Origin of the sequence: Anaeromyxobacter oryzisoli (assembly GCF_022690765.1) — a bacterium.
In the GTDB taxonomy this organism is placed as follows: domain Bacteria; phylum Myxococcota; class Myxococcia; order Myxococcales; family Anaeromyxobacteraceae; genus Anaeromyxobacter; species Anaeromyxobacter oryzisoli.
In genome coordinates this window covers 1-20,426 of sequence record NZ_JALCZA010000081.1, presented here as the reverse complement: position 1 = coordinate 20,426, position 20,426 = coordinate 1, and the positions used below count along the sequence as shown (strand labels likewise).

The 20,426-nt window shown below is 72.8% G+C and carries 18 protein-coding genes and 1 tRNA gene; 6 read left to right on the top strand and 13 right to left on the bottom strand.

Features of this window, described 5'->3' with window-relative positions; all coding sequences use genetic code 11:
• Nucleotides 1-994 (top strand): hypothetical protein (locus tag MNZ27_RS19220; RefSeq protein WP_242395710.1); only part of this gene is annotated, 994 nt, incomplete at its 5' end.
• 15 nt (nt 995-1,009) lie between these two features.
• On the opposite strand, the gene MNZ27_RS19215 is transcribed toward MNZ27_RS19220, so the two are convergent.
• The 3 genes from MNZ27_RS19215 to MNZ27_RS19205 are packed head-to-tail and all read right to left on the bottom strand — an operon-like array spanning nt 1,010 to nt 4,641.
• Entirely contained in the window at nt 1,010-2,797 is a 1,788-nt protein-coding gene (locus tag MNZ27_RS19215) for a hypothetical protein (RefSeq protein WP_242395709.1), read from the bottom strand.
• Between the two features lie 3 nt (nt 2,798-2,800).
• The gene (locus tag MNZ27_RS19210; RefSeq protein ID WP_242395708.1) at nt 2,801-3,640 is read right to left on the bottom strand and encodes a SirB1 family protein; all 840 of its coding nucleotides are present in this window, start codon (nt 3,638-3,640) and stop codon (nt 2,801-2,803) included.
• Complete coding sequence (locus MNZ27_RS19205; protein WP_242395707.1) at nt 3,637-4,641, bottom strand: BtrH N-terminal domain-containing protein; 1,005 nt, start codon at nt 4,639-4,641, stop codon at nt 3,637-3,639. The genes MNZ27_RS19210 and MNZ27_RS19205 overlap by 4 nt, the downstream gene beginning before the upstream one ends.
• 166 nt (nt 4,642-4,807) lie before the next feature.
• Here MNZ27_RS19205 and MNZ27_RS19200 point away from each other — a divergent pair.
• A tRNA-Asn gene (locus MNZ27_RS19200) sits at nt 4,808-4,880 on the top strand.
• A 34-nt stretch (nt 4,881-4,914) separates the two neighbouring features.
• Nucleotides 4,915-5,118, top strand: coding sequence for an IS3 family transposase (locus tag MNZ27_RS23730; RefSeq protein ID WP_277958125.1), 204 nt, complete (start codon nt 4,915-4,917; stop codon nt 5,116-5,118).
• Between the two features lie 29 nt (nt 5,119-5,147).
• Here MNZ27_RS23730 and MNZ27_RS19190 read toward each other — a convergent pair whose 3' ends face one another.
• The 4 genes from MNZ27_RS19190 to uvsE all read right to left on the bottom strand — a co-directional run bounded on the left by MNZ27_RS19190 (nt 5,148) and on the right by uvsE (nt 12,653).
• Nucleotides 5,148-9,386 carry a chemotaxis protein CheB gene (locus MNZ27_RS19190; protein WP_242395706.1) on the bottom strand — a complete coding sequence of 1,413 codons (4,239 nt, stop codon included), beginning with the start codon at nt 9,384-9,386 and terminating at the stop codon, nt 5,148-5,150.
• 633 nt (nt 9,387-10,019) lie between these two features.
• A complete protein-coding gene (locus tag MNZ27_RS19185) occupies nt 10,020-10,679 on the bottom strand; it encodes a CPBP family glutamic-type intramembrane protease (protein ID WP_242395705.1) in 660 nt (219 codons plus the stop codon).
• The gene (locus MNZ27_RS19180) at nt 10,676-11,677 is read right to left on the bottom strand and encodes an NAD(P)H-binding protein (protein ID WP_242395704.1); all 1,002 of its coding nucleotides are present in this window, start codon (nt 11,675-11,677) and stop codon (nt 10,676-10,678) included. Before MNZ27_RS19180 ends, MNZ27_RS19185 begins: the two co-directional genes overlap by 4 nt.
• Complete coding sequence (gene uvsE / locus MNZ27_RS19175; protein WP_277958124.1) at nt 11,661-12,653, bottom strand: UV DNA damage repair endonuclease UvsE; 993 nt, start codon at nt 12,651-12,653, stop codon at nt 11,661-11,663. Before uvsE ends, MNZ27_RS19180 begins: the two co-directional genes overlap by 17 nt.
• 324 nt (nt 12,654-12,977) lie before the next feature.
• On the opposite strand from uvsE, the gene MNZ27_RS19170 reads away from it, so the two are divergent.
• From MNZ27_RS19170 to MNZ27_RS19160, 3 genes are all read left to right on the top strand, one after another.
• On the top strand, nt 12,978-13,502 hold the full coding sequence (locus MNZ27_RS19170) for a GbsR/MarR family transcriptional regulator (protein ID WP_242395702.1): 525 nt from the start codon (nt 12,978-12,980) through the stop codon (nt 13,500-13,502).
• An 81-nt stretch (nt 13,503-13,583) separates the two neighbouring features.
• Nucleotides 13,584-14,495, top strand: coding sequence for an SDR family oxidoreductase (locus tag MNZ27_RS19165; protein WP_242395701.1), 912 nt, complete (start codon nt 13,584-13,586; stop codon nt 14,493-14,495).
• A gap of 89 nt (nt 14,496-14,584) precedes the next feature.
• Nucleotides 14,585-15,007, top strand: coding sequence for a DUF2267 domain-containing protein (locus MNZ27_RS19160; RefSeq protein ID WP_242395700.1), 423 nt, complete (start codon nt 14,585-14,587; stop codon nt 15,005-15,007).
• A 217-nt stretch (nt 15,008-15,224) separates the two neighbouring features.
• Here MNZ27_RS19160 and MNZ27_RS19155 read toward each other — a convergent pair whose 3' ends face one another.
• The 6 genes from MNZ27_RS19155 to MNZ27_RS19130 form a co-directional block, all read right to left on the bottom strand.
• Entirely contained in the window at nt 15,225-15,710 is a 486-nt protein-coding gene (locus MNZ27_RS19155) for a hypothetical protein (protein WP_242395699.1), read from the bottom strand.
• A gap of 195 nt (nt 15,711-15,905) precedes the next feature.
• On the bottom strand, nt 15,906-16,526 hold the full coding sequence (locus tag MNZ27_RS19150) for a V-type ATP synthase subunit D (RefSeq protein ID WP_242395698.1): 621 nt from the start codon (nt 16,524-16,526) through the stop codon (nt 15,906-15,908).
• The gene (locus MNZ27_RS19145) at nt 16,523-18,022 is read right to left on the bottom strand and encodes a V-type ATP synthase subunit B (RefSeq protein ID WP_408629702.1); all 1,500 of its coding nucleotides are present in this window, start codon (nt 18,020-18,022) and stop codon (nt 16,523-16,525) included. The genes MNZ27_RS19150 and MNZ27_RS19145 overlap by 4 nt, the downstream gene beginning before the upstream one ends.
• An 8-nt stretch (nt 18,023-18,030) precedes the next feature.
• Nucleotides 18,031-19,770 carry a V-type ATP synthase subunit A gene (locus tag MNZ27_RS19140; protein ID WP_242395697.1) on the bottom strand — a complete coding sequence of 580 codons (1,740 nt, stop codon included), beginning with the start codon at nt 19,768-19,770 and terminating at the stop codon, nt 18,031-18,033.
• Nucleotides 19,770-20,144, bottom strand: a complete 375-nt coding sequence (locus MNZ27_RS19135) for a V-type ATP synthase subunit F (protein ID WP_242395696.1) — start codon at nt 20,142-20,144, stop codon at nt 19,770-19,772. Before MNZ27_RS19135 ends, MNZ27_RS19140 begins: the two co-directional genes overlap by 1 nt.
• The coding region (locus tag MNZ27_RS19130; RefSeq protein WP_242395695.1) for a V-type ATPase subunit at nt 20,145-20,426 on the bottom strand (282 nt) is incomplete at its 5' end. It lies immediately after the preceding gene.

The window sequence follows — 20,426 nt, the reverse complement described above, 5'->3', positions numbered from 1 at the left end:
GGGGCGTCCGCGAGCGGTCCGGATCGCCGCCGCGCTCTCGATCGGAGCCGCCGTCGCCCTCGCGCTCGTCGCGCCGGAGGTGGCGCGGCGCGGGACGCCGGCGCGCGAGGCCGAGCTCGTGCCGACCTATCCGGCCCTGGGCGAATGGGGCGACCGCGCCGCCAACGTGGTCCGGGGCGTCCTCCACGACGTGCCGGCGCCCCCCGCCGTCGCCGCGCTCGTGGACGTCCGGCTCCCCTGGCGGGCCGCGGCCCTCGTCCCGGGCTGGCCGCAGACCGTCCCGCACGAGGACTTCGCGGGGAACCCCCTCCAGGCCGTCGCGATCGCCGCCGCGCTGCTCGCCGCCGCCGCGCGGTCCCCGCGGGTGCCCCGCCGCGGGCGGTGGGCGATGGCCGGCGCCGCGAGCGCCTGGATCCTCTTCCACCTGATCCTCCGGGACAACGAGTACCTGACCCGGCTGCAGCTCCCGCTCTTCGCGCTCGCGCCGGTCTTCCTCGCCGCCGTGCCGCGGACCCGGCGGCGGCGCGCGCGCCTCGCGGGCACCGCCGCGCTCGTCGCCTGTGTCGTCCTCGCGGTGTGCTGGGCCGGCGCGGTCGCCCTCTCGAACCGCCTCCGCCCGCCCCTCGCGCCCCGGTCGGCCCCGCCGTTCGCGGACTACTACCGGAACGGTCCGCTCCTCAGGGAGCCGCAGCTCACGACGCTCGACGTCGCGCGGAGCACGGGGTGTCGTCGCCTCGGCCTGTTCATGGGGGAGTCCGGGTTCGAGTACCCGCTGGCGTGGCAGGCGCTCCAGCAGGGCGTCGAGGTCCGGCACGTCTTCGGTGCGGACGCGTGGCCGTGCCTCGTCTACGTCGAGCCGATCTCCTTCGCCGGCTGGGGGCTCCGGCGCGAGCCGGTCGCCCTCGCGCGCGACACCTGGCGGCCCGTCGCCGCGAACGCCGGCGGGGTGTACCTGTTCGAGCGGATCGAGCCGGGCGACGCCTCGCGCCGGTGAAGGCCCGGCGCCGGCTCACCGCGCGCGCCGCAGCAGGACGTACGGCTGGCTTGGATCGCCGAGCGGGACGTAGTGCGCCTCGAGCCACTCGCGCAGCCCGCGCGCGTAGTCCACCCCGAAGCCCCTGAACCCGAACACCCGCTCGGTGTGCTCGTTCTCCCAGACGACCACGTCCGGCGGGTCGCGCTCCCACGCCTCGAGCGCGCGCGCCTCGGCCGCCGCGTCCGGGAGGACCATCGGGGCGTAGGTGAGGATCGGATCGCGGGTCGAGGTCAGGCCGCTGGCGAACACCAGGCCGGCGCCGTCGGGGAGCGCAGCGACGCGCGTGCTCGGCGGGAGGCTCATGAGGGCGCGCAGGGCGTCCGCGGGCGAGCGCCAGCCGCCGCGCAGCCGGACCTCGCCCCGGGGCGTGTCGAGGACGATCCGCGGCTCCGTGTAGTACGGCCAGGAGCCGCGCAGCGCCGCGAGCGCGAGCCCGAGCATCGCGCCGGCGAACGCCGACGCGAGGACGCCCCGCGCCACGGGCCCGCCGCCCGCGAGGCGGCGGCAGCCGCGGACGACCACCCCGAGCCCCACCAGCCCGACGGGGAGGAGGTAGAAGCCGTAGCCGTGCGGCCCGACCTGGAGCGCGATCCGGGGCAGGCACGCGAGGCCGAACGCGAGGAGCAGGATCCGCCCGGTCTCGGCGGGGGTCGGCCGACGGCGGCGCGCGACGAGGCGGACGAGGAGCGCGAGGAGGCCGGCGGCGAGCGCGAGCGGGAGGGCGCGCAGGGAGAGCTGCGGCGGGTAGAGCGCGAACGCCGCGAGGCAGGCGCCGCCCGCTGCGAGGGCGGCGGCGGCGCGGACGAAGGCGCCGCCCCGCCGCCGGAGGACGCGGGCGACGACGACGGCCAGCCCGACGAGGACGGCGAGCAGCGAGGCCGAGGCGACGAGATCGGCGAGGGAGGGGGCGAAGGCGTCGAGCCCTGTCGTCACCCGGACGTAATGGCGCGAGCTCGGGTTGGCGAGGAGCGCGAGGTTCTCGTCCCAGAGCCCGGGCCCCACCACGGCGAACAGCCCGCCGTAGCCGAGCGCGACGGCCGCGCCGCCGACCCCGTACGCCACCGCGCGCGCCCGCCCGAGGGGCCGGACGGCGGCGGCGAACGCGACGTGCGTCGCGAGCACCGGGAGGATCACCTCCGCCTTCGTGAAGCACGCCAGCGCCGCGAGCGCCACCGAGCCGACGAACGGCGCGAGCCGCCTCGATCGCAGGTGCCACAGCAGGAGGAGCAGGCTCCACGCGGCCGCGGCCAGGCCGTAGGTCGCGGAGAAGTTGAACGGCAGCACGAACTCGAAGACCGCGATCGGGCCCTGGTGTGCGAACGCCGAGGCGAAGACGAAGGCGACCGCCACGGCCGCGGAGGCGCCGCGCGAGAGGAACGCCCGCGCGAGGAGGTACAGGCACGCCGTCACCAGCGCCGCCACGACGATCCCCGCCCACATGAGCGTGTCGATCGACGCGCCGAACGCGCGGTACAGGGCCGCATTCACGGTGGGCGCCAGCGGCCCCCAGAAGTACCGGACGTCGCGGTAAAGCACCTCGCCCTGCACCAGCCGGAGCGGCAGCTCGAGCTCTCGCCCCGTGTCCACCACGAGGCTCCCCAGCCGGCGCCAGCTCAGCGCGGCGCCCGCGACGAACGCCGCGGCGACCGCGGCGACCGGGAGGAGCTCGGCTCGCCAGGAGGTGGACGTTCGCGGCCGCATGGTCTCGTGCTCCGGCGCGGCGCTGGCGGGGACGCCCCGGCGCGCCGCGCGCTTCGTCATACATCAGTTCAGGAGCGGCTTGCGCCCGCCCGCGAGGTGCGAGAGCTCCGCCCGGATGTCGGCGGCGTCCGCCGCGCCTGGCGCGGCCTTCAAGTACGCGGCCAGGTCCCGCGCGGCCGCCGCAGGGCCGCCCAGGCGCGCCGCCGCGCGCCCCCGATCGCGGAGCGCCTCGAGCTGCCCGGGGGCGACCAGGAGGAGCCGGTCGAGCACCCAGTAGGCGCGGACGTCGTCCCGGCGCTCCTGGTGGACGAGCCGGAGGTTCTGGAGCATCCGCGCCAGGATCTGGCGCGTCGAGACCGCCTCCAGGTGACGCGCGTCGAGCACCTGCCCGCTGGTCCGCGCGCGGTAGCGGGCCACGCACTCGTCCGCGGAGAGCATCTCGCCGCCGCGGAACGCGTCCACGAACACCTCGACGCCGGAGGCCGAGACGTACTTCGCGAGGAAGTGGCCCGGGAAGCCGACGCCGGCCAGGGTCAGCCCGGCGCGGCGGGCGACCTCGATGTAGATCGCGGAGAGGCTGATGGGGATGCCGAGGCGGCGGTCGAGGACGTCGTTCAGGTACGAGTTGCGCGGATCCGAGTAGTCCTCCTCGTTCCCGCGGAGCCCCTCCTCGTCGTGCAGCACCGCGCGGAGGGCGCGGAGGAGCGACGCGGCGCGCCCGGTCCCGCCGGCGCGCGCCACGCGCGCCCCGAGCGCGTCGAGGCGGGCGAGGTACGCGCCCGCGTCCAGGTGCGGGTACTCCTCCTGCGCGATGGCGAGCGCGGCGGCGTCGAGCGGGATGGGGTCCCGCTGGAGGAGCGCCGCGAACCGCGCCCGGGCCGGGCTCTCGAGGTCGTCGCTCACCGCGGTCCTCGCGCCGCCAGGTCCTCGAAGAACCGGCGCTCGTCCGCGGCGAGCGCCCGCGCCTGCGCGATCACCTCCGGCGGAACCCCCGCGGCCGTCCTGTCTCCCGTCGCCCGGAGCCCGTCGGCGAGCCGCGACCACGCCGCCGCGAGCCCCTCCATCCGCTCCGCCAGGCCGAGCGCGGCGAGCCCGGGCAGCACCACCTCCGCCTCCCGGAGGAAGCGCGCGTAGAGCCCGCGGAACAGCCCACCGCCGGTGCCGCGCACCTCGATGCACTGGTACGCGAACCGGAAGCACCGGCGCCGGTCCGCCTCGTCGTTCGCCTGCGCGTGCCACGCGGGCAGCTCGGCCGCGAACCGCTCCAGCGCCGAGACGCCCGCGACGCCGGACGGATCGAGGAGCATCTCGGTCGTCTGGCGCCGGAGCGCGTCCGGGATCGCCTCGGCGAGCGGCCGCGCCGGTCCGCGCGGGCCGATCTCCAGCCACGGGCGCCCGGCCGCGCCGAGCGGCGGCGCGACGGACGCGCGGGCCCGGTCGAGGACGTCGAGCGCGACCTCCTCGAGCCCCGGTCGATCCGTGTCGGCGAGGAGCGCCACGCCGCGATCGAGGTCGTACCCGGCGAGGACCACCCGGTGGCCGCCGAACCGCGTCCGAGTCCGCCAGTAGGGCAGCTCCGCCAGGTCCGTGGACAGCACCGGGGCGATCCCGCGATCGACCGCCTCCCGGACGCCCGACCAGGCGGTGGCCGCGCCGTCGGCGGTCCGCTCGACGCAGGGCACGCCCAGGCTCTCGCACGCGGTCCGCTCCAGGGCGGCCGAGCGGCCGATGACGAGGTGGCTCGGGGTGAGCGCCGGCGCCGCCAGCGCGTAGAAGCCGAGGCCCGCTCCGAGCCCGAACGCCATCGGCTCGGAGGCCTCGACGCCCGCGGCGCGCAGCGCGTCGGCGACGGCCGTGGAGCCGCAGTGGACGCCGGGGTGGTGCTCGAATGGAAGCCTGATCACGGCCCGGGAGTATAGCGGCCGCCGTCCGCGCCGCCCGGGCGGGTGGTGGCGAGCCAGCGCCCCCCTCCCCCGCGGCGGAGCCGCCTCCCCGCACCCGTCGGGAGAACCGCACGAACGCTCTTGACGTCGCACCGGACCTTCTCTAGATTCCCCGCCCGCCAGCCATTCCCCAGTAGCTCAGTTGGCAGAGCAGGTGACTGTTAATCACCGGGTCGCATGTTCGAGTCATGCCTGGGGAGCTAATTAACGCAGGAACATCAAGGGGTTACCGGGATGACCGGTAACCCCTTTCTCGTCTCCGGTGCGAAGGCGGAACTCGTCGACCACTTGGACTTCTTCTCGCGGGCGGCCCCCAAGCGCAGCATCTTCGATTACCTCGAGGTCTTCTACAGTCGCCGCCGGAGGCGCTCGACTCTCGGCTACGTCAGCCCGGCGGAGTACGAACAAGTGGCAGGGAGCGACGCACTGGCAGCATAACCAGGGTGTCTACCGAACCGGGGCAAGCTCTACCCGGGCTGCCCGGGCGAGCTCTCCGATGGTCTCCAGTCGTTCAGCACGCTGACGATGGTCGCGAGGCGGGCCGCGTCGACCGGCTTCGCGACATGCAGCTGGAACCCGGACTGCACAGCGCGCTCTCTGTCCTCATCGCCAGCCAGCGCCGTGAGCGCCGCAGCCGGCACCCGACCGCCATGCTCGGGCGTGAGGCGCCTCACTTTCTGGATGAAGCTGAAGCCGTCTTCCCCAGGCATCGCAATGTCCGAGAGGATCACGTTGGGCAGGTAGGTCTCGAGCGCGGCCAGGCCCGCGGCGGCCGAGGGCACCGCTCGCACCTCGGCCCCGAGCTCGCCGAGCATGGCGGCGTAGGTTTCGCGGGTGTCGTCGTCGTCCTCGACCAGGAGCACGCGCACGCCTTTGATTTCTCGAACGGTGGTCGTCGGTGCGGTGGGCTTCTTCGCCCCTTCGGCGAGTCCCAGCGGAAGCGTCACGCGAAACGTCGAGCCCTTCCCCTCGCCCGGACTCTCGGCGTGCACCTGCCCACCGTGGACCTCCACAAGATGGCGCACGATGGAGAGGCCCAGGCCGAGGCCTCCGTGCGTCCGTGTCATGACGCTGTCAGCCTGAACGAATCTGGAGAATAGCTGCGGCAGGATTTCGGGGCGAATGCCAATGCCAGTGTCCGTGACGCTGAGCAGCGCCCGCCCATCGATCCGCTCGAGGCGCACGCTGACACGACCGCCATGCGGGGTGAACTTGAGGGCATTCGTGAGCAGGTTGTTCACCACCTGATGCAGGCGCGCGGCGTCTCCGTAGAGGACCCCGATCTCGCCTTCAATGGCCAGCTCGAGCTCAAGAGCCTTGGCCCGTGCCGAGGGGCGAGCAAGCTCGACGGCATCCTGTACGAGCGTTCCGAAGTCGACGGGCCCCAGATCCAGGTGGAGCTTCCCCGAGACGATGCGCGAAACGTCGAGCAGGTCGTCGACGAGCCTCGCTTGAGCGTTGGCAGAGCGCTCGATCGACTCGCTCACCCTCTCGATTTTGCGATCCTCGCTGGCCATGCGCCTGAGGAGCTGCGCCGACATCAAGATAGTGCTGAGCGGCGTGCGCAGCTCGTGCGAGAGCGTCGCGAGGAAGAGGTCCTTGGCACGATTTGCCCGCTCGGCCTCCACCCGCGCTTCTTTCTCGGATGCGAGGAGCTGGGCGCGCTCCGCCTCGAGAGAGCGCAGACCAGTCACGTCATCGATCGCGAGGAGGACCATCGGCGCGCCTCCACCCCAGAGGATTGAACGACCGGTCAGAGACAACACCCTTCGATCGGCGTGAGGCATCGTCGCCGTGAGTTCGAGGGCGTTGAATCGGGTGTGCTTGGCGACAGCGTCCCTCAGCGCCTGACGAATGCTGGATGCCCTGAACAAGCCCGCGGCAAGATCGAACAGGCTGTGGGACTCGGCCTCTTCCGTGGACAGCGAGAACATTTGACGGAAGGCGTCGTTGGCAGACACCACGCGCAGCTCCGAATCGAGCACCACCAAGGCGCTCGTCACGGTCTCGACGATACTCCTGGCATAGTCGCGCGCGCCGTTTGCTTCCTCGACGGAATGCTTGAGGGCGTCCACATCGACAAAGGAGAGGACGGCGCCATCGAGGCGATTATCCGCCGTGCGGTACGGCCGGATTTGCATGCGGAACCAGCGCCCCTCCAGATCTCGGACCTCCCACTCCTTGGGAGACAGATCGTCAATGACGGACTTGATCCTGCCGGGAAGGTCATCCACCTGCATCTTCAGCTTGAGGTCGTCGATGGGTCTTCCCACGTCCTCAGGGATGAAGCGCGCCACATTTCTCACGGTCGGCGTGAAGCGACGCACGCGGAGCTGGAGGTCGACGATGATGACGGGGATCTCGACGCTGGCGAGCACGTTGACCAGGTCATTCGCGACCTCATCGAGCTCCTGGTTGCGGCTCTTGAGCTGGTCATTGACCGTGCCGAGCTCCTCGTTGGTGGACTGCAGCTCCTCCTTCGCGCTCTGCAGCTCCTCATTGGTGCTCTGGAGCTCTTCATTGGACGCAAGGAGCTCCTCGTTGGCGGCGGCCAGGTCTTCGCTGTTTGACTGGTGCTCCGACGCGATCGACTGGAGGTAGTCCTTGGTGGCGGCGAGTTCGGACTTCAGTCGCTCTGCCTCGGCGGCCGAGTCGGTCGGCTGCTCGTCTGCGACCAGTCGCACCCTACGCGGATCGAACTTGGCGGCTCGGGCCTCGGGCTCCTCGAACACGACGAGGTGATAGCGTTCTGGCGAATCGGAGAGGGGCGCGAGTGGAATCACCTCGAGATCGACGACCCGCGTCTCGGCTCCCTCGCGTACGCGGAGCCCCTCCTTTCGGACCGTCGACGACTGCGTCTTGGCGCGCTCGAGCGCCTCATGAAGGTGAGGGGCCAGGTCCTCTCGCGCCATTCTCAGCACGTTCGCCTGGGGTTGGCCCGGCGCCGGCTCGAAGTAGGCGCCGGTTCGCCCGAGGTAATGGATGATCTCCAGCTGGTCGTTCACGATGACGCCCGGCGGGGCGTAGCGTGCCAGGAGAAGGTGCTCGGCTTGCCTTTGGGCTTCACGGGCGGGCTTACGCAGCTCGGGGGGCTTGATGTCGGCCATCTTGGCCTCTGCCTCTCGCGCGGCAGGCCGCGGATACAGGAGCCGGGTGCTCTCCCCAGTCTTGACGAAGATCCGGTGTTCCTGGTCCACCGTCGCGAAGAGATCGCGGAAGCCCGTGATCGTCTCGCTCGTGCCGAGGAACAAGTACCCATCCTTGGCCAAGCAGTAGTGCAGCATCGGGATGACCCGACGCTGAAGCTCGGCGTCGAAGTAGATGAGAACATTGCGGCAGCTGATGAGGTCCAGCCTGGCGAACGGGGGATCGCGCGTCAGGTCGTGCTTCACGAAGACGACGAGCTCACGGACGTGCTTGGCGATTCGGTAGCCTCCCTCGAAGCGCTCGAAGAAGCGGGACAGCCGCTCGGGCGAGACGTCCGCCACGGCGGCCTCCGAGTAGCGGGCAAGGCGCGCCGTGTCGATGACCTTGTCGCTCAGATCAGTGCCGAACACCTTGATGGATAGGTCCTGCTCTCTCCCCCCGAGGGACTCGAGCAGGCCGATGGTGATGGCGTACACCTCCTCGCCCGTCGAGCAGCCGGGCACCCAGATGCGGATCGAATCGCCGTCCGCCTTGCGCTGCGCCAGCGGCTGGAAGACCTGCTCCGTGAGCGCCTGGAAAGCCTCCGGGTCGCGGAAGAACGAGGTGACGTGGATGAGCATGTCCTGCGCGAGCGCCCGCGCCTCAGCTACGTCCTCGCGGATGATGCTGGCGTAGTCTCCCAGCCCCCCCGCGCGTCGCACCGCCATGCGTCTCTCGATGCGCCGCAGGATGGTCGTGCGTTTGTAGCCTCTGAAGTCGAGGCCCGCGTGCTGGTGCACGAGCGCGAGGACCGCGGCGAGCCCCTTGTCCCCGTCCCTCCCTGCCGCCTGCGCTTCGCTCTCGGGGCGACCCTGAGCCGCGACGTAGGGATGGTGGCTGAGCCGCACGAGCTCGGCAGCAATCGCCTCCGGGGATCCTCGAAAGTCCACCACGCCAGCAACGATCGCGCTCTCGGGCATGTTGCGGAACTGAGCCGAGTCTGGCTCCTGGGCGATGGCAATGCCCCCCTCTGCCTTGATCGCACGAAGGCCCTCGGTCCCGTCCGCGCCGGAGCCGGATAGCACCACGCCGATTGCGCTCCCCCTGCCATCCTCGGCGAGCGCTCGGAAGAAGGAATCGATAGGCAGGTGAAGCCGACCGGTCTTTCGCCGGCGGACGAGGGTAAGGATGCCGTGCTCGATAGTCAGGTCGGAGCCGGAGGGGATCACGTGGACGCGATTGGGCTCCACACGCATCCCGCTCGTTGCCTCGACGACCTGCAACCGGGTGGTGCCCTCCAGGACCTTCGTGAGCATGCTCGGCCTGTCGGGGTCCAGGTGCTGGATGACTACGAAGCCCATGCCCGACTCGGCTGGCAGGTGGGCGAAGAGTTGGCGCAGCGCCTCGAGGCCACCAGCCGATGCGCCGAGCCCAACGATCGGCAACCGGGCGGCCTCAGGCGGGCTGCCCGAGCCGTCGCTGGTCTTGGCATTCGAGGGCGAACCCGCCGGCGCGTCTGACCGGGGCTCCGGGGATTCTCCCTGGGTGTCCTTGGGCGGCAGGTCCTTGGGCTTCTTCACGGTATCTCCCGGGCGACCTCGGCGTGCCGCCCGGTTCGATGCGCGCAAATGCAAGACTGCCCAGGCCGCGCCCGAGAATGCGCGACCTACACGTATGGGCTCGCACGAAGCTCCCCGCAAGACGTTTCGGGGGTCCGTGCTGCGCGCTGGCTACCGGCTGTCGTCGCCTCCGTCCGTTATTCCGGCTGACACATGGAGTCAAGCAGGGTTCCCCAGCCCTGTCCGCTGGGCTGGAACGGATCTCGGCTACGCGCGCGGCCGAATCCCCTTCCCATCCTCCTCGCCGAGGTGCGCCGACATCTCAGCTACGCGCGCGCGGCCGAATCGCGAAGGTTGCCCTGGGCCTGGGGAGAACCGGACAACCACGCCAGACGCACCTCTGCCCGCCTTGTCGCGCGGCTGAGGGCCTCTGGGACGCAAAGCTCCCTCCTAAGGACGAACACGGACGTTGACTCCTGCGTGCATGAGGCAGACAGCCCGAGGTCCGCGCGACCTTCCCCGGGCTCTCTACTTCGGTTTCGGCAGCTACTGCGCGTCCACGGTTGGCGGCGGCGCGCTGGTCGTATGCCTCCTCGTTCCCAGAGCCTCGCCTGGAGTCGCTCCGGATATGACCGGATGCCCTCCCGGTCCGCCTCACCCACTCGACGCCAGCGGCCACACCACCAGCACCCCCAGATCCCAGACGACGTGCGCGACGATCGGCACCACCAGTGAGCCGGCGACCACGCGCAAGACACCCCAGGCGATGCCGCACCCGAGGGCGCAGGCCATGAGCAGGGGGCTTCCGAGCGTCACCGTGGCGAGGGCGTAGACCGCCGCCAAGGCGGCGACCGCAAGCAGATCGCCCCGCTGCAGGCCGCGAATCCCGGGAGTCGCGTCGCCGCCCAGGGCGCCGCGAAACAGGACCTCCTCGGAGGTGGCGATCACGACGATGAGCAGGGCGCGAGCGCCAGGTGAGAAACCGCCGACGTTGAGAAGGCCGAGGAGCCTGGAGGTTGCGGCACGGACCTCGGGCACGAGCGGCGCCACGACGGCATACGCGAGGTGGGTGAGCACGGCCATCAGCACGCCCGCCACGAGTCCAGCGGCGACCTTGCCAGCCGAGGGGCGGAGCAGGGCTGCGGGGACCGCGCCGAACACGAGCGCGGCGAGCGCAAGGACCGCACCCCCGACAGCAAAGGTGGTCCAGGTGCCCATTCGTGCGAGCTCGGCAAAGCTCACGAGCCAGACGCCGCTGGCGAGCGCCAGCATGATCAGGCGCCGCTGGGCGGGCGTCGGCACGAGCCTGATCACCGCTGCGTCGCTCTCGGCCCCCGTGTCGCCGTCAGGTCGACGAGCTTCTCCTCCAGCCGGACGACCCGCTCGCACACGCCGGTTGGTTGCGGCTCCCCGGCGAGGGCACGGCGGGCCGCCTCATCGAATGGCAGCAAGCGCGTGTGACCGATGAGCTGCCAGAAGCGTTCGTCTTTCGGGAGCAGGTCTTCTCGAAGCCCGACCACCAGCTCGCGCGCCAGGGTGAAGTCGGTCCGCGTGACCAGCCTCAGCCACAGGGCCGAGAGTTGCGGCGTGAGGAGCGGCACCTCGACCGCCAGGATGCGACGGCCGCGGAGGGCCGCGATGCGCTCGAGGAGCTGCCGGCCACTCATGATCTCGGGGCCCGGCACGTCGAACCACTCGCTGCCCTCGATCGTCAGGTCGGCGGCGGCGACCAGCGCCACGAGCACGTCGTCGAGCGCGATCGGTCGAGTGCGCGATCTGAGCCACCTGGGCATCACCATGGCCGGCAGCCTCAGGGCCAGGTCGCGCACGATCTGCCAGGAGGCGCCCCCGGTGCCGATCACCATCGAGGCGCGAAGCTCCACCGTCGACACCGAGCCGGCCCGCAGGATCTCGCCAACCTCAAGCCGGCTCTTCAGGTGCTCCGACGGACGTCCCCGCGGCGCCGGCCCGCCCAGGTAGACGATGCGCTCGACGCCCGCCTTGGCCGAGGCCGCCACGAACGCCTTGGCGGCCCGTCGCTCGAGCTCGCGGAAGTCGGCGTTGCCGCCGCCCATGCTGTGCACGAGGTAGTAGGCGACCTTGACGTCCTCGAGCGCGGCGGGAAGTGTCTCCGGCCGCAGGAGGTCGCAGGTGCGCCACTCGACACCCGCCGCATCGATCGCGGACGTCATCGGCCGACGGCTGGCGGCGACGACCGGCCGACCGCGGGCACGCAGCGCGGGCACGAGGACGCGACCGATGAAGCCGGTGGCTCCCGTCACCAGCACCTTCCGGTCACCCGTGTTCCGCATCGCGGCTCCTCTGCCTCTGGAGAAGGTGCGATTGCAGGCGTAGCACGGCCAGCTCCTTGGCCTTGGCCTCGACGTCGATCGTCATGCGCTCCCCGACCCAGCAGGCAGGCAGATCACGCGGTCGAATGAAGTCCGCGTGCTGGCGCGGGTCATCGCTGCGCCAGCCGCCCTTCGGGCTGGAGAGGTGCGCCCACGGCTCGCGCCGGCCCCAGGTCCTCGCTGCTGCCCCGGCAGCCTCTTCGACGGAGAGCCCGTCCGGGTTGCAGCGGTGGTGATGCACGTCGTAGACGAGCGGCAGGCTCTCCTCGCGACAGAACGGGAGCAGGTCCCGGATGGTGTACACGCGGTCGTCGTTCTCGAGCGCGATCCTCGACCGGGCGCGTGGGCTCAAGCGGGCGAGGTTGCGCCGGAGCCGATCGAGCGCGGCTGGCTTTCCGCCCTGCGCGCCCCCGCCGTGCAGCGTGAGCTGCTCGGCGCCGATGAGCTCGGCGACCGAAGCCTGATGCTCCAGCTCGGCCAAGGAACTCACGACCACATCCTCCCGCGAGGAGCCGGGGACCACGAACTGGTCGGGATGGAAGCTCAGTCGAACACGGCCCTCCCGGGCCTCGGCGCCGGCTTCGGCGAAGGCGTCGCGGATCTCCCCCGTCCCGTCGATCTCGTCGAGCCGATAGCCAACCTGCGGATGAGTGGCGAGGGGCAGGATCTCGCTGTTCACGCGAAACGCTCCGACCCCGTGGGCCGCGCACCAGTCGACCGCGAGCGCCAGGGCCCGGGCGTTGTCGGCGGCGATCTGCCTCAGGAACTCGTGCCGCTCGCCCGGCTTCAGGCCGGTGACGTAGCGGGCGGTGGTCCGGCGAAAGTGGATCGGCTCCTCCACGAATGCGCAGCAGAGTCCAAGCCGCGGTAGCGAGCCACCTGGCCGAGGGACACGCGGGCCGTTCTGGCCGCGAAGCTGGGCGCGGTCGCGGCTCATCTCGCCTCGGCGCTCGACCTCTCGGGCGTCGCACACCTCGCACCGACGAGACCAAGCAGCATCGACGCCAGTGGCTTCATGTCATCCTCCTGCTACGCACGTCAGCCCGCCAGCTGACGGACGGCGAGGCGGACAGGTCGTGCCTACGGCCTGGGCTTCGACGCCGCCAGCACCTTAAGGACCATGGCCGCAAGAAGGCGATCGCCCGCGTCCGGCGCGTGCTGCGCGAACCCTGACCGATCTCCCCATGACCGGGACTGCTCTCCTCATCCCCGGCACGGACCGGTTGATCGTGTTGTACGTTCAGACTATTCTGAACGCATCATGACGACGCCCACGACCGACACCGCCCAGCAGTTCGTCGAGGCGTGGGGCGCCATGGGCGCGCTGTGGGGGATCAACCGCTCCGTGGCCCGGGTCCATGCGCTGCTCATGGCCACGGAGGCGCCCCTCTCGCTCGACGGGATCGCCGAGAAGCTCCAGATCTCCAAGGGCAACGCCTCGATGTCGCTGCGCGAGCTCCGCACCTTCGGCGTCGTGCGCCAGGTCGAGGTGCCGGGCGACCGCCGGGACTTCTACGTCACCGAGCCCGACGTCTGGACGATGTTCTTCCGCATCCTCCGGGAGCGGAAGCGCCGCGAGTTCGACCCCGCCCTGGACGCCATCCATCAGCTCCTGGAGCAGCCCGGCGCCAAGGGAGAGATCCTCGGCCGGTTGAAGCAGATGTCCGAGCTGCTCACGACGGTCGAGGGCGTCGTGAACCGGTTCCTCAAGGACCCGGCGTCGTCCAAGGCGGCCCTCGCCTTCGTGGCCGGCCTCCCCTTCAACCCCAAACCGAAGAAGCGATAGTCGCACCCGCGCCCAGCCGCGGCGGGCAACGTGCATCCGGGAAGTTCACGGAATTCTGAATCCTCGACACGGGAGAGCACCATGGCGAACGAGCTCCACGCGGTCACCGGCGCCTTCGGTTACAGCGGGCGTCACATCACCGAGCTGCTGCTCGCCCACGGCGAGAAGGTGCGCTCCCTGACCGGACACCCGGACCGGCCGGACCCCTTCGGCGGTCGGGTCGAGGTGCGGAGGTTCGAGTTCGACGACCCGGCGCGGATGCGGGACGCGCTGTCGGGCGTGAAGGTGCTCTACAACACCTACTGGGTGCGCTTCGCCCACGGCGCGACCTCGCACGCACGCGCCGTCGAGCATAGCCGACGCCTCTTCCAGGCGGCGGCCGAGGCGCGCGTGGAGCGGATCGTCCACGTCTCGATCACCAACCCGTCGCTGGATTCGCCCCTGCCCTACTTCCGGGGCAAGGCCGAGGTCGAGCGGGCGCTGGCGGAGTCGGGCATCTCGCACGCGATCCTCCGCCCCGCCGTGTTCTTCGGCGGCCGGGACGTCCTCATCAACAACATCGCCTGGCTGCTGCGCCGCCTGCCGATCTTCGGGGTCGTGCCCGGCAGCTACGGGCTCCAGCCGATCCACGTCGAGGACATGGCGCGGCTCGCCGTGGAGCAGGGCGAGAGCAGGACGACGGTCACCCTGGACGCGGTCGGTCCCGAGACGCTCCGGTTCGACGAGCTCGTCCACCTCGTGCGCCGGGCGGTCGGGTCGCGGGCGCTCGTCGTCCCCGTGCCGCCGTGGCTGCTCCTCCTGACGTCACGCCTCCTGGGTCCTCTCGTGGGCGACGTCGTGCTGACCGCTGACGAGGTCGCCGGGCTCACGACGAACCTGCTCGTCTCGAAGGCGCCCCCGACCGCGCCGACGCGCTTCACCACCTGGCTCGACGAGCACGCCCACGAGCTGGGCCGAGCGTGGGCCAACGAGCTCGGCCGGCACTTCAGGTGAGGTGCCCCTGGCCCCGCGCGGGTCTCGTCCAAACGCCTGCGCGGGTGGCCCGGATGCGTGGAGCGAGCGCCGTGGATATTCCAGGCGCCATGGCCGATCACGCGCCCGATCCGCTCTCCGACGCCGACTTCCGCGCCCTCGTCGAGGCCCTCGCCCGGGAGGGGCTCCCCCGCCGCACCGAGGCGGTCCGGGCCGTGGAGGCGATCGCCTGCGCCCTCTCCCGGCGGATCGGCTCCGAGACCTACGACGACCTGCGCGAGCGGCTCCCCGAGCCCTTCCGCGGGCGCCTCGCCGCGTGCGAGCGCCACGCCCGGACCGCGCGGCGGATCCGCAACGTGGAGGAGTTCTACGCCTCGGTCGCCGACGATCTCGGCCGTCCGCCGGACGAGTCGGAGGGCGTGGCGCGGGCGGTGTTCGCCGCGCTGCGGGCGCAGCTCCCGGAGGCGGAGGCGGAGGACGTGGCGGACCGGCTCCCGCCGGAGCTCCTGCCGCTCTGGCGCCGCCCGAGCTGATGGCGACACCCACTCGCATCGAGCTGCTGCGGCGCTCAACGCAAGCGGGTGGCGCCGTCACATGCCGACGTTCGTGCGGTAGCGGACCTGGCGCTCGCTACGTTCGCGCGGGCGAGCGCGCACTCCGCGGTGTAGCCCGCCGGTTCGCCGTCCGCGGGCCCCCGCCGCCGCCTCCCGGAATGTCGAGGACGAACGACTCGCCTGAGCCGGGTCACCGCTACTTGACGCCGGGTGATGCGCCGCGTCCAGCCGTCCAGGGCTCCGGCTCCGGCGGCTCCCAGTGAGGGAAGTGGGTCATCATGATGTGCACCCAGCGATCGAACTGCTTGATGTCGAACCCGGGCCAGCGGATCGGCGTGCGCATCACGCCGAAGTAGAGCCCGACGATTCCGAACTCCCCCTGCTCGAGCACGAGCGACCGTTCGCGGCGAATCTGCGCCGGGCCGAGCGGATCAGGCATGAGCTTCCAGTACGAGAAGGCTCGCTGCTCGCCTGGCGACACCTTCACGCTCTCTGCGGCCGTCACGAGGCACTGCGACCTGGTCGTGTCGACGACGTAGAACTTCCCGCTCTCGTCCAGCCGCCCCGCGTTCGGAGGCTCGACGCTCGCGATGAAGTTCGTCACCTCGGGTGGCGTGTGATAGCTGTCATACCGCTCACCCACCGAGTTGAAGGCGATCGCGCAAACACCGATTTGGGCCATGGGCTCGCTCCTCGCGCACATGCGCGATCAATAAAGGACGCGGAGCGTGCTCGTTCGCAACTAGCACGATGGGTGAGCCGTCGGGTGCGGCGCCACACCCTGACGTCATGGCGTGGCGAAGCGCCTCGATCGGCGACGGCGGGTGAGGAACCGCTACTCGAGCTCGCCGCGACGAGCGCCGCTCGCCGGCGCGGCTCACCGGTGCCGGGCGCGGAACCGCTTCAGGCGCACCGCGTCCTCCCGCTGGCGCTCGTCCAGCGCGCCGGCGATGCGCGCCGCCTCGGCGCCGAGCGCCGGCAGGACGAGCTGCTCGAGGCCGTTGATGCGGCGGGAGGTCTCCTGGATCTCCTCGCCGAGGCGCGTGAGGTGCAGCTCCCGCGAGGCGATCCCGAGGAGCACCTCGAGCGCCTCCTCGTGACGGCGGGCCGCCTCGGCGCCCGAGGGCCCCCAGCTCGTCGGCGCGGTCCCGCGCCCGTCGGCGGCGCGCACCAGGTGCGGCGCGCTCACCTCCGGGGTGGGGACGCCCCACACGCGCCGGAGCTTCACCTCCACCGGCACCTCGCGCCCGGCGGCCGTCGCGAGCGACTCGAGCGCCGGGCTGCCCTCGAGCGCGCGGGCGATCCCGAGGGCGCGGGTGGCCGCGCCGAGCACCTCGTCGAGCCGCGCGCGGCCGGCGAGGACCTCGGACACGAGGCGCCACAGCTCGCCCGCGAGCACCTCGCGCTTGGCGCGGAGCAGCCGCGCGCCGCGCCGCGCGATCTCGCGGCGCCCCCGCACCTCGAGCAGGCCGGTCCGGGTGGTCGGGGCGGGGCTCACGGCGCGCCCCTCCCCTCCCCGCCCGCCGCCCCGGCGTCCGCGCCGGCTCGCAGCACCGCCGCGCCCGGCGCCTCCGCGGGAGGCGGCCCGGCGGCCCCCGCTCCCCGCCGCGCGCGGAGCAGCGCCTCCGGGATCCGCGTGAGCGCCGAGGGGGGGAAGTCGCCGAGGAGCCGCCAGCCGAGCTCGAGGGTCTCCTCGATGGTGCGGAAGGCGCCGCCCTGCCCGACCAGCTCCGCCTCGAACCGCTCCGCGAAGGCGAGCAGCCGCTTCTCCTCGTCGCCGAGGTTGGCCGCGCCGACGATCGCCGCCATCCGGCGGACGTCGCGCCCCCGCGCGTAGAGCGCGTAGAGCTGGTCGGCCACCGGCCGGTGGTCCTCGCGCGTCTTGCCGGGGCCCGCGCCGAGCCCCATGAGCCGCGACAGCGACGGGAGCACGTCGATGGGCGGCTGGACGCCCCGGCGGTCGAGCTCGCGCGAGAGGACGATCTGACCCTCGGTGATGTAGCCGGTGAGGTCGGGGATGGGGTGGGTGAGGTCGTCGTCCGGCATCGTCAGCACGGAGAGCTGGGTGAGCGAGCCGGGGCGGCCCCGGATCCGGCCGGCCCGCTCGAAGAGGGTGGCGAGGTCCGTGTACATGTACCCGGGGTACCCGCGCCGGCCGGGCACCTCGTCGCGCGCGAGCGCCACCTCGCGCAGCGCCTCGCAGTAGCTCGTCACGTCCGTGAGGATCGCCAGCACGTGGAGGCCGTGCCGGAAGGCGAGGTGCTCGGCGCAGGTGAGGGCGCACCGCGGCGTCATGAGCCGCTCGATGGGCGGGTCGTCGGCCCGGTTCAGGAACACCACCGTCCGGTCGAGCACGCCCGCCGTCCGGAACGCCTCGAGGAAGGCGTGGTGCTCGCGGAAGGGCGCGCCCATCGCCGCGAACACCACCGCGAACGCCTCCGCGCCCGCGCCGCGGACGCGCGCCTGGCAGGCGATCTGCGCGGCGAGCCTCCCGGCGGGGAGGCCCGCGCAGGAGAAGATCGGCAGCTTCTGCCCGCGCACGAGGGTGTTCAGGCCGTCGATGGCGGAGACGCCGGTCTCGATGAACTCCGACGGCTTCTCGCGCCGCGCGACGTTGATCGCCGCGCCGGCGATGAACGGGCGCGCCTCCGCGATCGGCGGCGGGAGGCCGTCCGCGGGGCGGCCCATCCCGTCGAGGATGCGGCCGAGCATCGCGCGGGAGACCCCGAGGCGCGCCACCTCGCCGGTGAGCGTCACCACCGCGCGCGCCGGGGGGATCCCGCGCGTCTCCTCGAGCACCTGGATCGCGATCCGCTCGCGCGACATCGCGATCACCTGACCCTGCCGCTCCTCGCCGGGCGCGCCGTGCTCGCCCGGCAGCGCGATCCGGACCACCTCGCCGAGCCGGGCCCGCGGGCCGCCCTCGAGGAAGAGGAGCGGGCCCGCGAGGGCGCCCGCGCCGCGCACGCGCCGGGTCACGAGGTCCGTGGTCATGGCCGCCGTCACTCCACCTCGAGGCGCCCGAGCGCGTCCGCCACCTCGGCGCGCAGCGCCTCGCCGGCGCGCCGGATGTCCTGCCAGGGGATCTGCCCGAGCCGGAGCAGCTTCGCGGGGACGCCCGTCTCGAGGATCGCCCGGAGCGGCACGCCCCCACCCACCGCCGCGCTCGCCCGGCGGTGCCACTCGAGCAGCAGCCGGAGCATCTCGAACGCCTTGCCCGGCGGGCAGCTCGCGTCGGCCGGATCGAGCGCGCTCTGCCGGAGGAAGCCCTCGCGCAGCAGCCGCGCCGACTCGAGGACCAGCCGCTCGGCGTCCTGCAGCGACTCCGTGCCGACCAGCTCCGCCACCTCGGCCAGCTCGCGCTCGCGCTGGAGGAGCCGCACCGCCTCGTCCCGCAGGGCGCCGTAGCCGCTCCCCGCCTCCCGCTCGAACCAGGCGGCGAGCTGCTCCGCCTCGAGCGAGAAGGAGGCGGTCCAGTCCACCGCCGGGAAGTGGCGGCGGTGCGCGAGATCCGCGGAGAGCGCCCAGAGCGCGCCGGTGGCCCGGAGCGAGCACTGGGTGACCGGCTCGGAGAGATCGCCCCCCGGCGGCGAGATCGCGCCGACCATCGTGACCGCGCCCTCGCCGCCGCCGAGCGTCTCCGCGCGCCCCGCCCGCTCGTAGAACCGCGCGAGGCGCGAGGCGAGGTAGGTCGGGTACCCCTCCTCCCCCGGCATCTCCTCGAGCCGCGCGGCGATCTCCCGGAGCGCCTCGGCCCAGCGCGAGGTCGAGTCGATCATGAGCGCCACCGAGCGCCCCATGTCGCGGAAGTACTCGGCGATGGTGCAGCCGGTGTAGATGGACGCCTCGCGGGCGGCGACCGGCATGTTCGAGGTGTTCACCACCAGCACCGTCCGGTCGAGGAGCGGGCCGCCGGTGCGCGGATCCTCGAGGCGCGGGAACTCGTCCAGGACCTCCGCCATCTCGTTCCCGCGCTCGCCGCAGCCCACGTACACCACCACGTCCGCCGCCGCCCACTTCGCGAGGCTCTGCTCGAGCACCGTCTTCCCGGTGCCGAACCCGCCCGGCACGACGGCGGTCCCGCCGGCCGATACCGGGAAGAAGCAGTCCAGCACCCGCTGCCCGGTGAGGAAGGGGACGTCCGGCGCCAGGCGCCGGCGGACCGGGCGCGGCCGCCGCACCGGCCAGCGCTCCAGGAGCGCGATGCTCCGGGCGCCCTCGAGCGTCACCGCCGGCTCCTCGAGCCCGATCCCGCCGGACCGCACCGCCGCCACCCGCCCCGCCGTGCCCGGCGGCGCGTGCACGGGGTGCTCCGGCGCGCCCGCGGCGCGGGCGGTCCCGACGCGGCTCCCGGGCGCCACCGCGTCGCCCGGACGGACCGCCGGCTCGAACTCCCAGGCCCGCGCCCGGTCGAGCGCCGGCAGCGTGGCCCCGCGCCCGAGGAAGTCGCCCTCCCGCGCGGCGAGCTCGGGGAGCGGCCGCTGCACGCCGTCGAAGATCGCGCCGAGCAGCCCCGGCCCGAGCTCCGCGGCGAGCGGCGCGCCCATCCCCTCCGCGGGCTCCCCGAGGGCGAGCCCGGCGGTCTCCTCGTAGACCTGGACCGTCACGAGGTCGCCGTCGATCCGGATCACCTCCCCGAGGAGGCGATCCTGCCCGACGCGGACCACCTCGTTGAGCGCGGCGCCGCCGAGCCCCTCCGCGACGACGGTCGGTCCCGCCACCTGGACGATGCGTCCGCTCATCACGGCCCTCCCCGTCCCAGCTTCACCCCGTAGCCGACCGCGCGCCGCACCAGCGCCGCGACGTAGGCGCTGCCCCGAGCCTCGCCCGGCGCGCGCGGCAGCGCGAACGGCAGGAGGACCGGCAACCCCCGCGCCCGCGCGCGCGCGAGCGGCCGCGGCGGGAGCGCGGCGAGGAGCCGCTCCTCGACGGCGAGCACGCCGGTGCGGGGATCCGACAGGAGCCGGCGCGCCGCGTCCGCCTCCTCGCCCGGCGCCACCGCCTCGACCGCGGCCCCGGCGAGCCGGAACCCGAGGGCGTCCGCGGGGCGGAGCGCGACCACCAGCCGGAGCCCCTCGTCCGCCCGCCGCGGTCCCCCTCCGTTCGGCGAAGCCATTCACGCCTCCGCCAGCCCGAGGATCGTCTCGAGCGGGAGCCCCAGCGCGGCGCCCCGGAGCACCAGCGCGATCCGGCGGACCTCCTCGCGCCGCTCGAGGAGGTACCGGAGCGGCACCGCGAGGGAGAGCGGCGCGCGCCGCGCCTCGCGCCGGAGCGGGGCGAGCACCGCGGCCTCGAGCGCGCGCTCCATCGCCCATGGCTCCGCGGCCGCCGCGGCGAGCTCCGGGAACACCTCGGCGACGGCGGCGCGGGCCGCCGGCTGCGGACCGGCGGCGAGGGC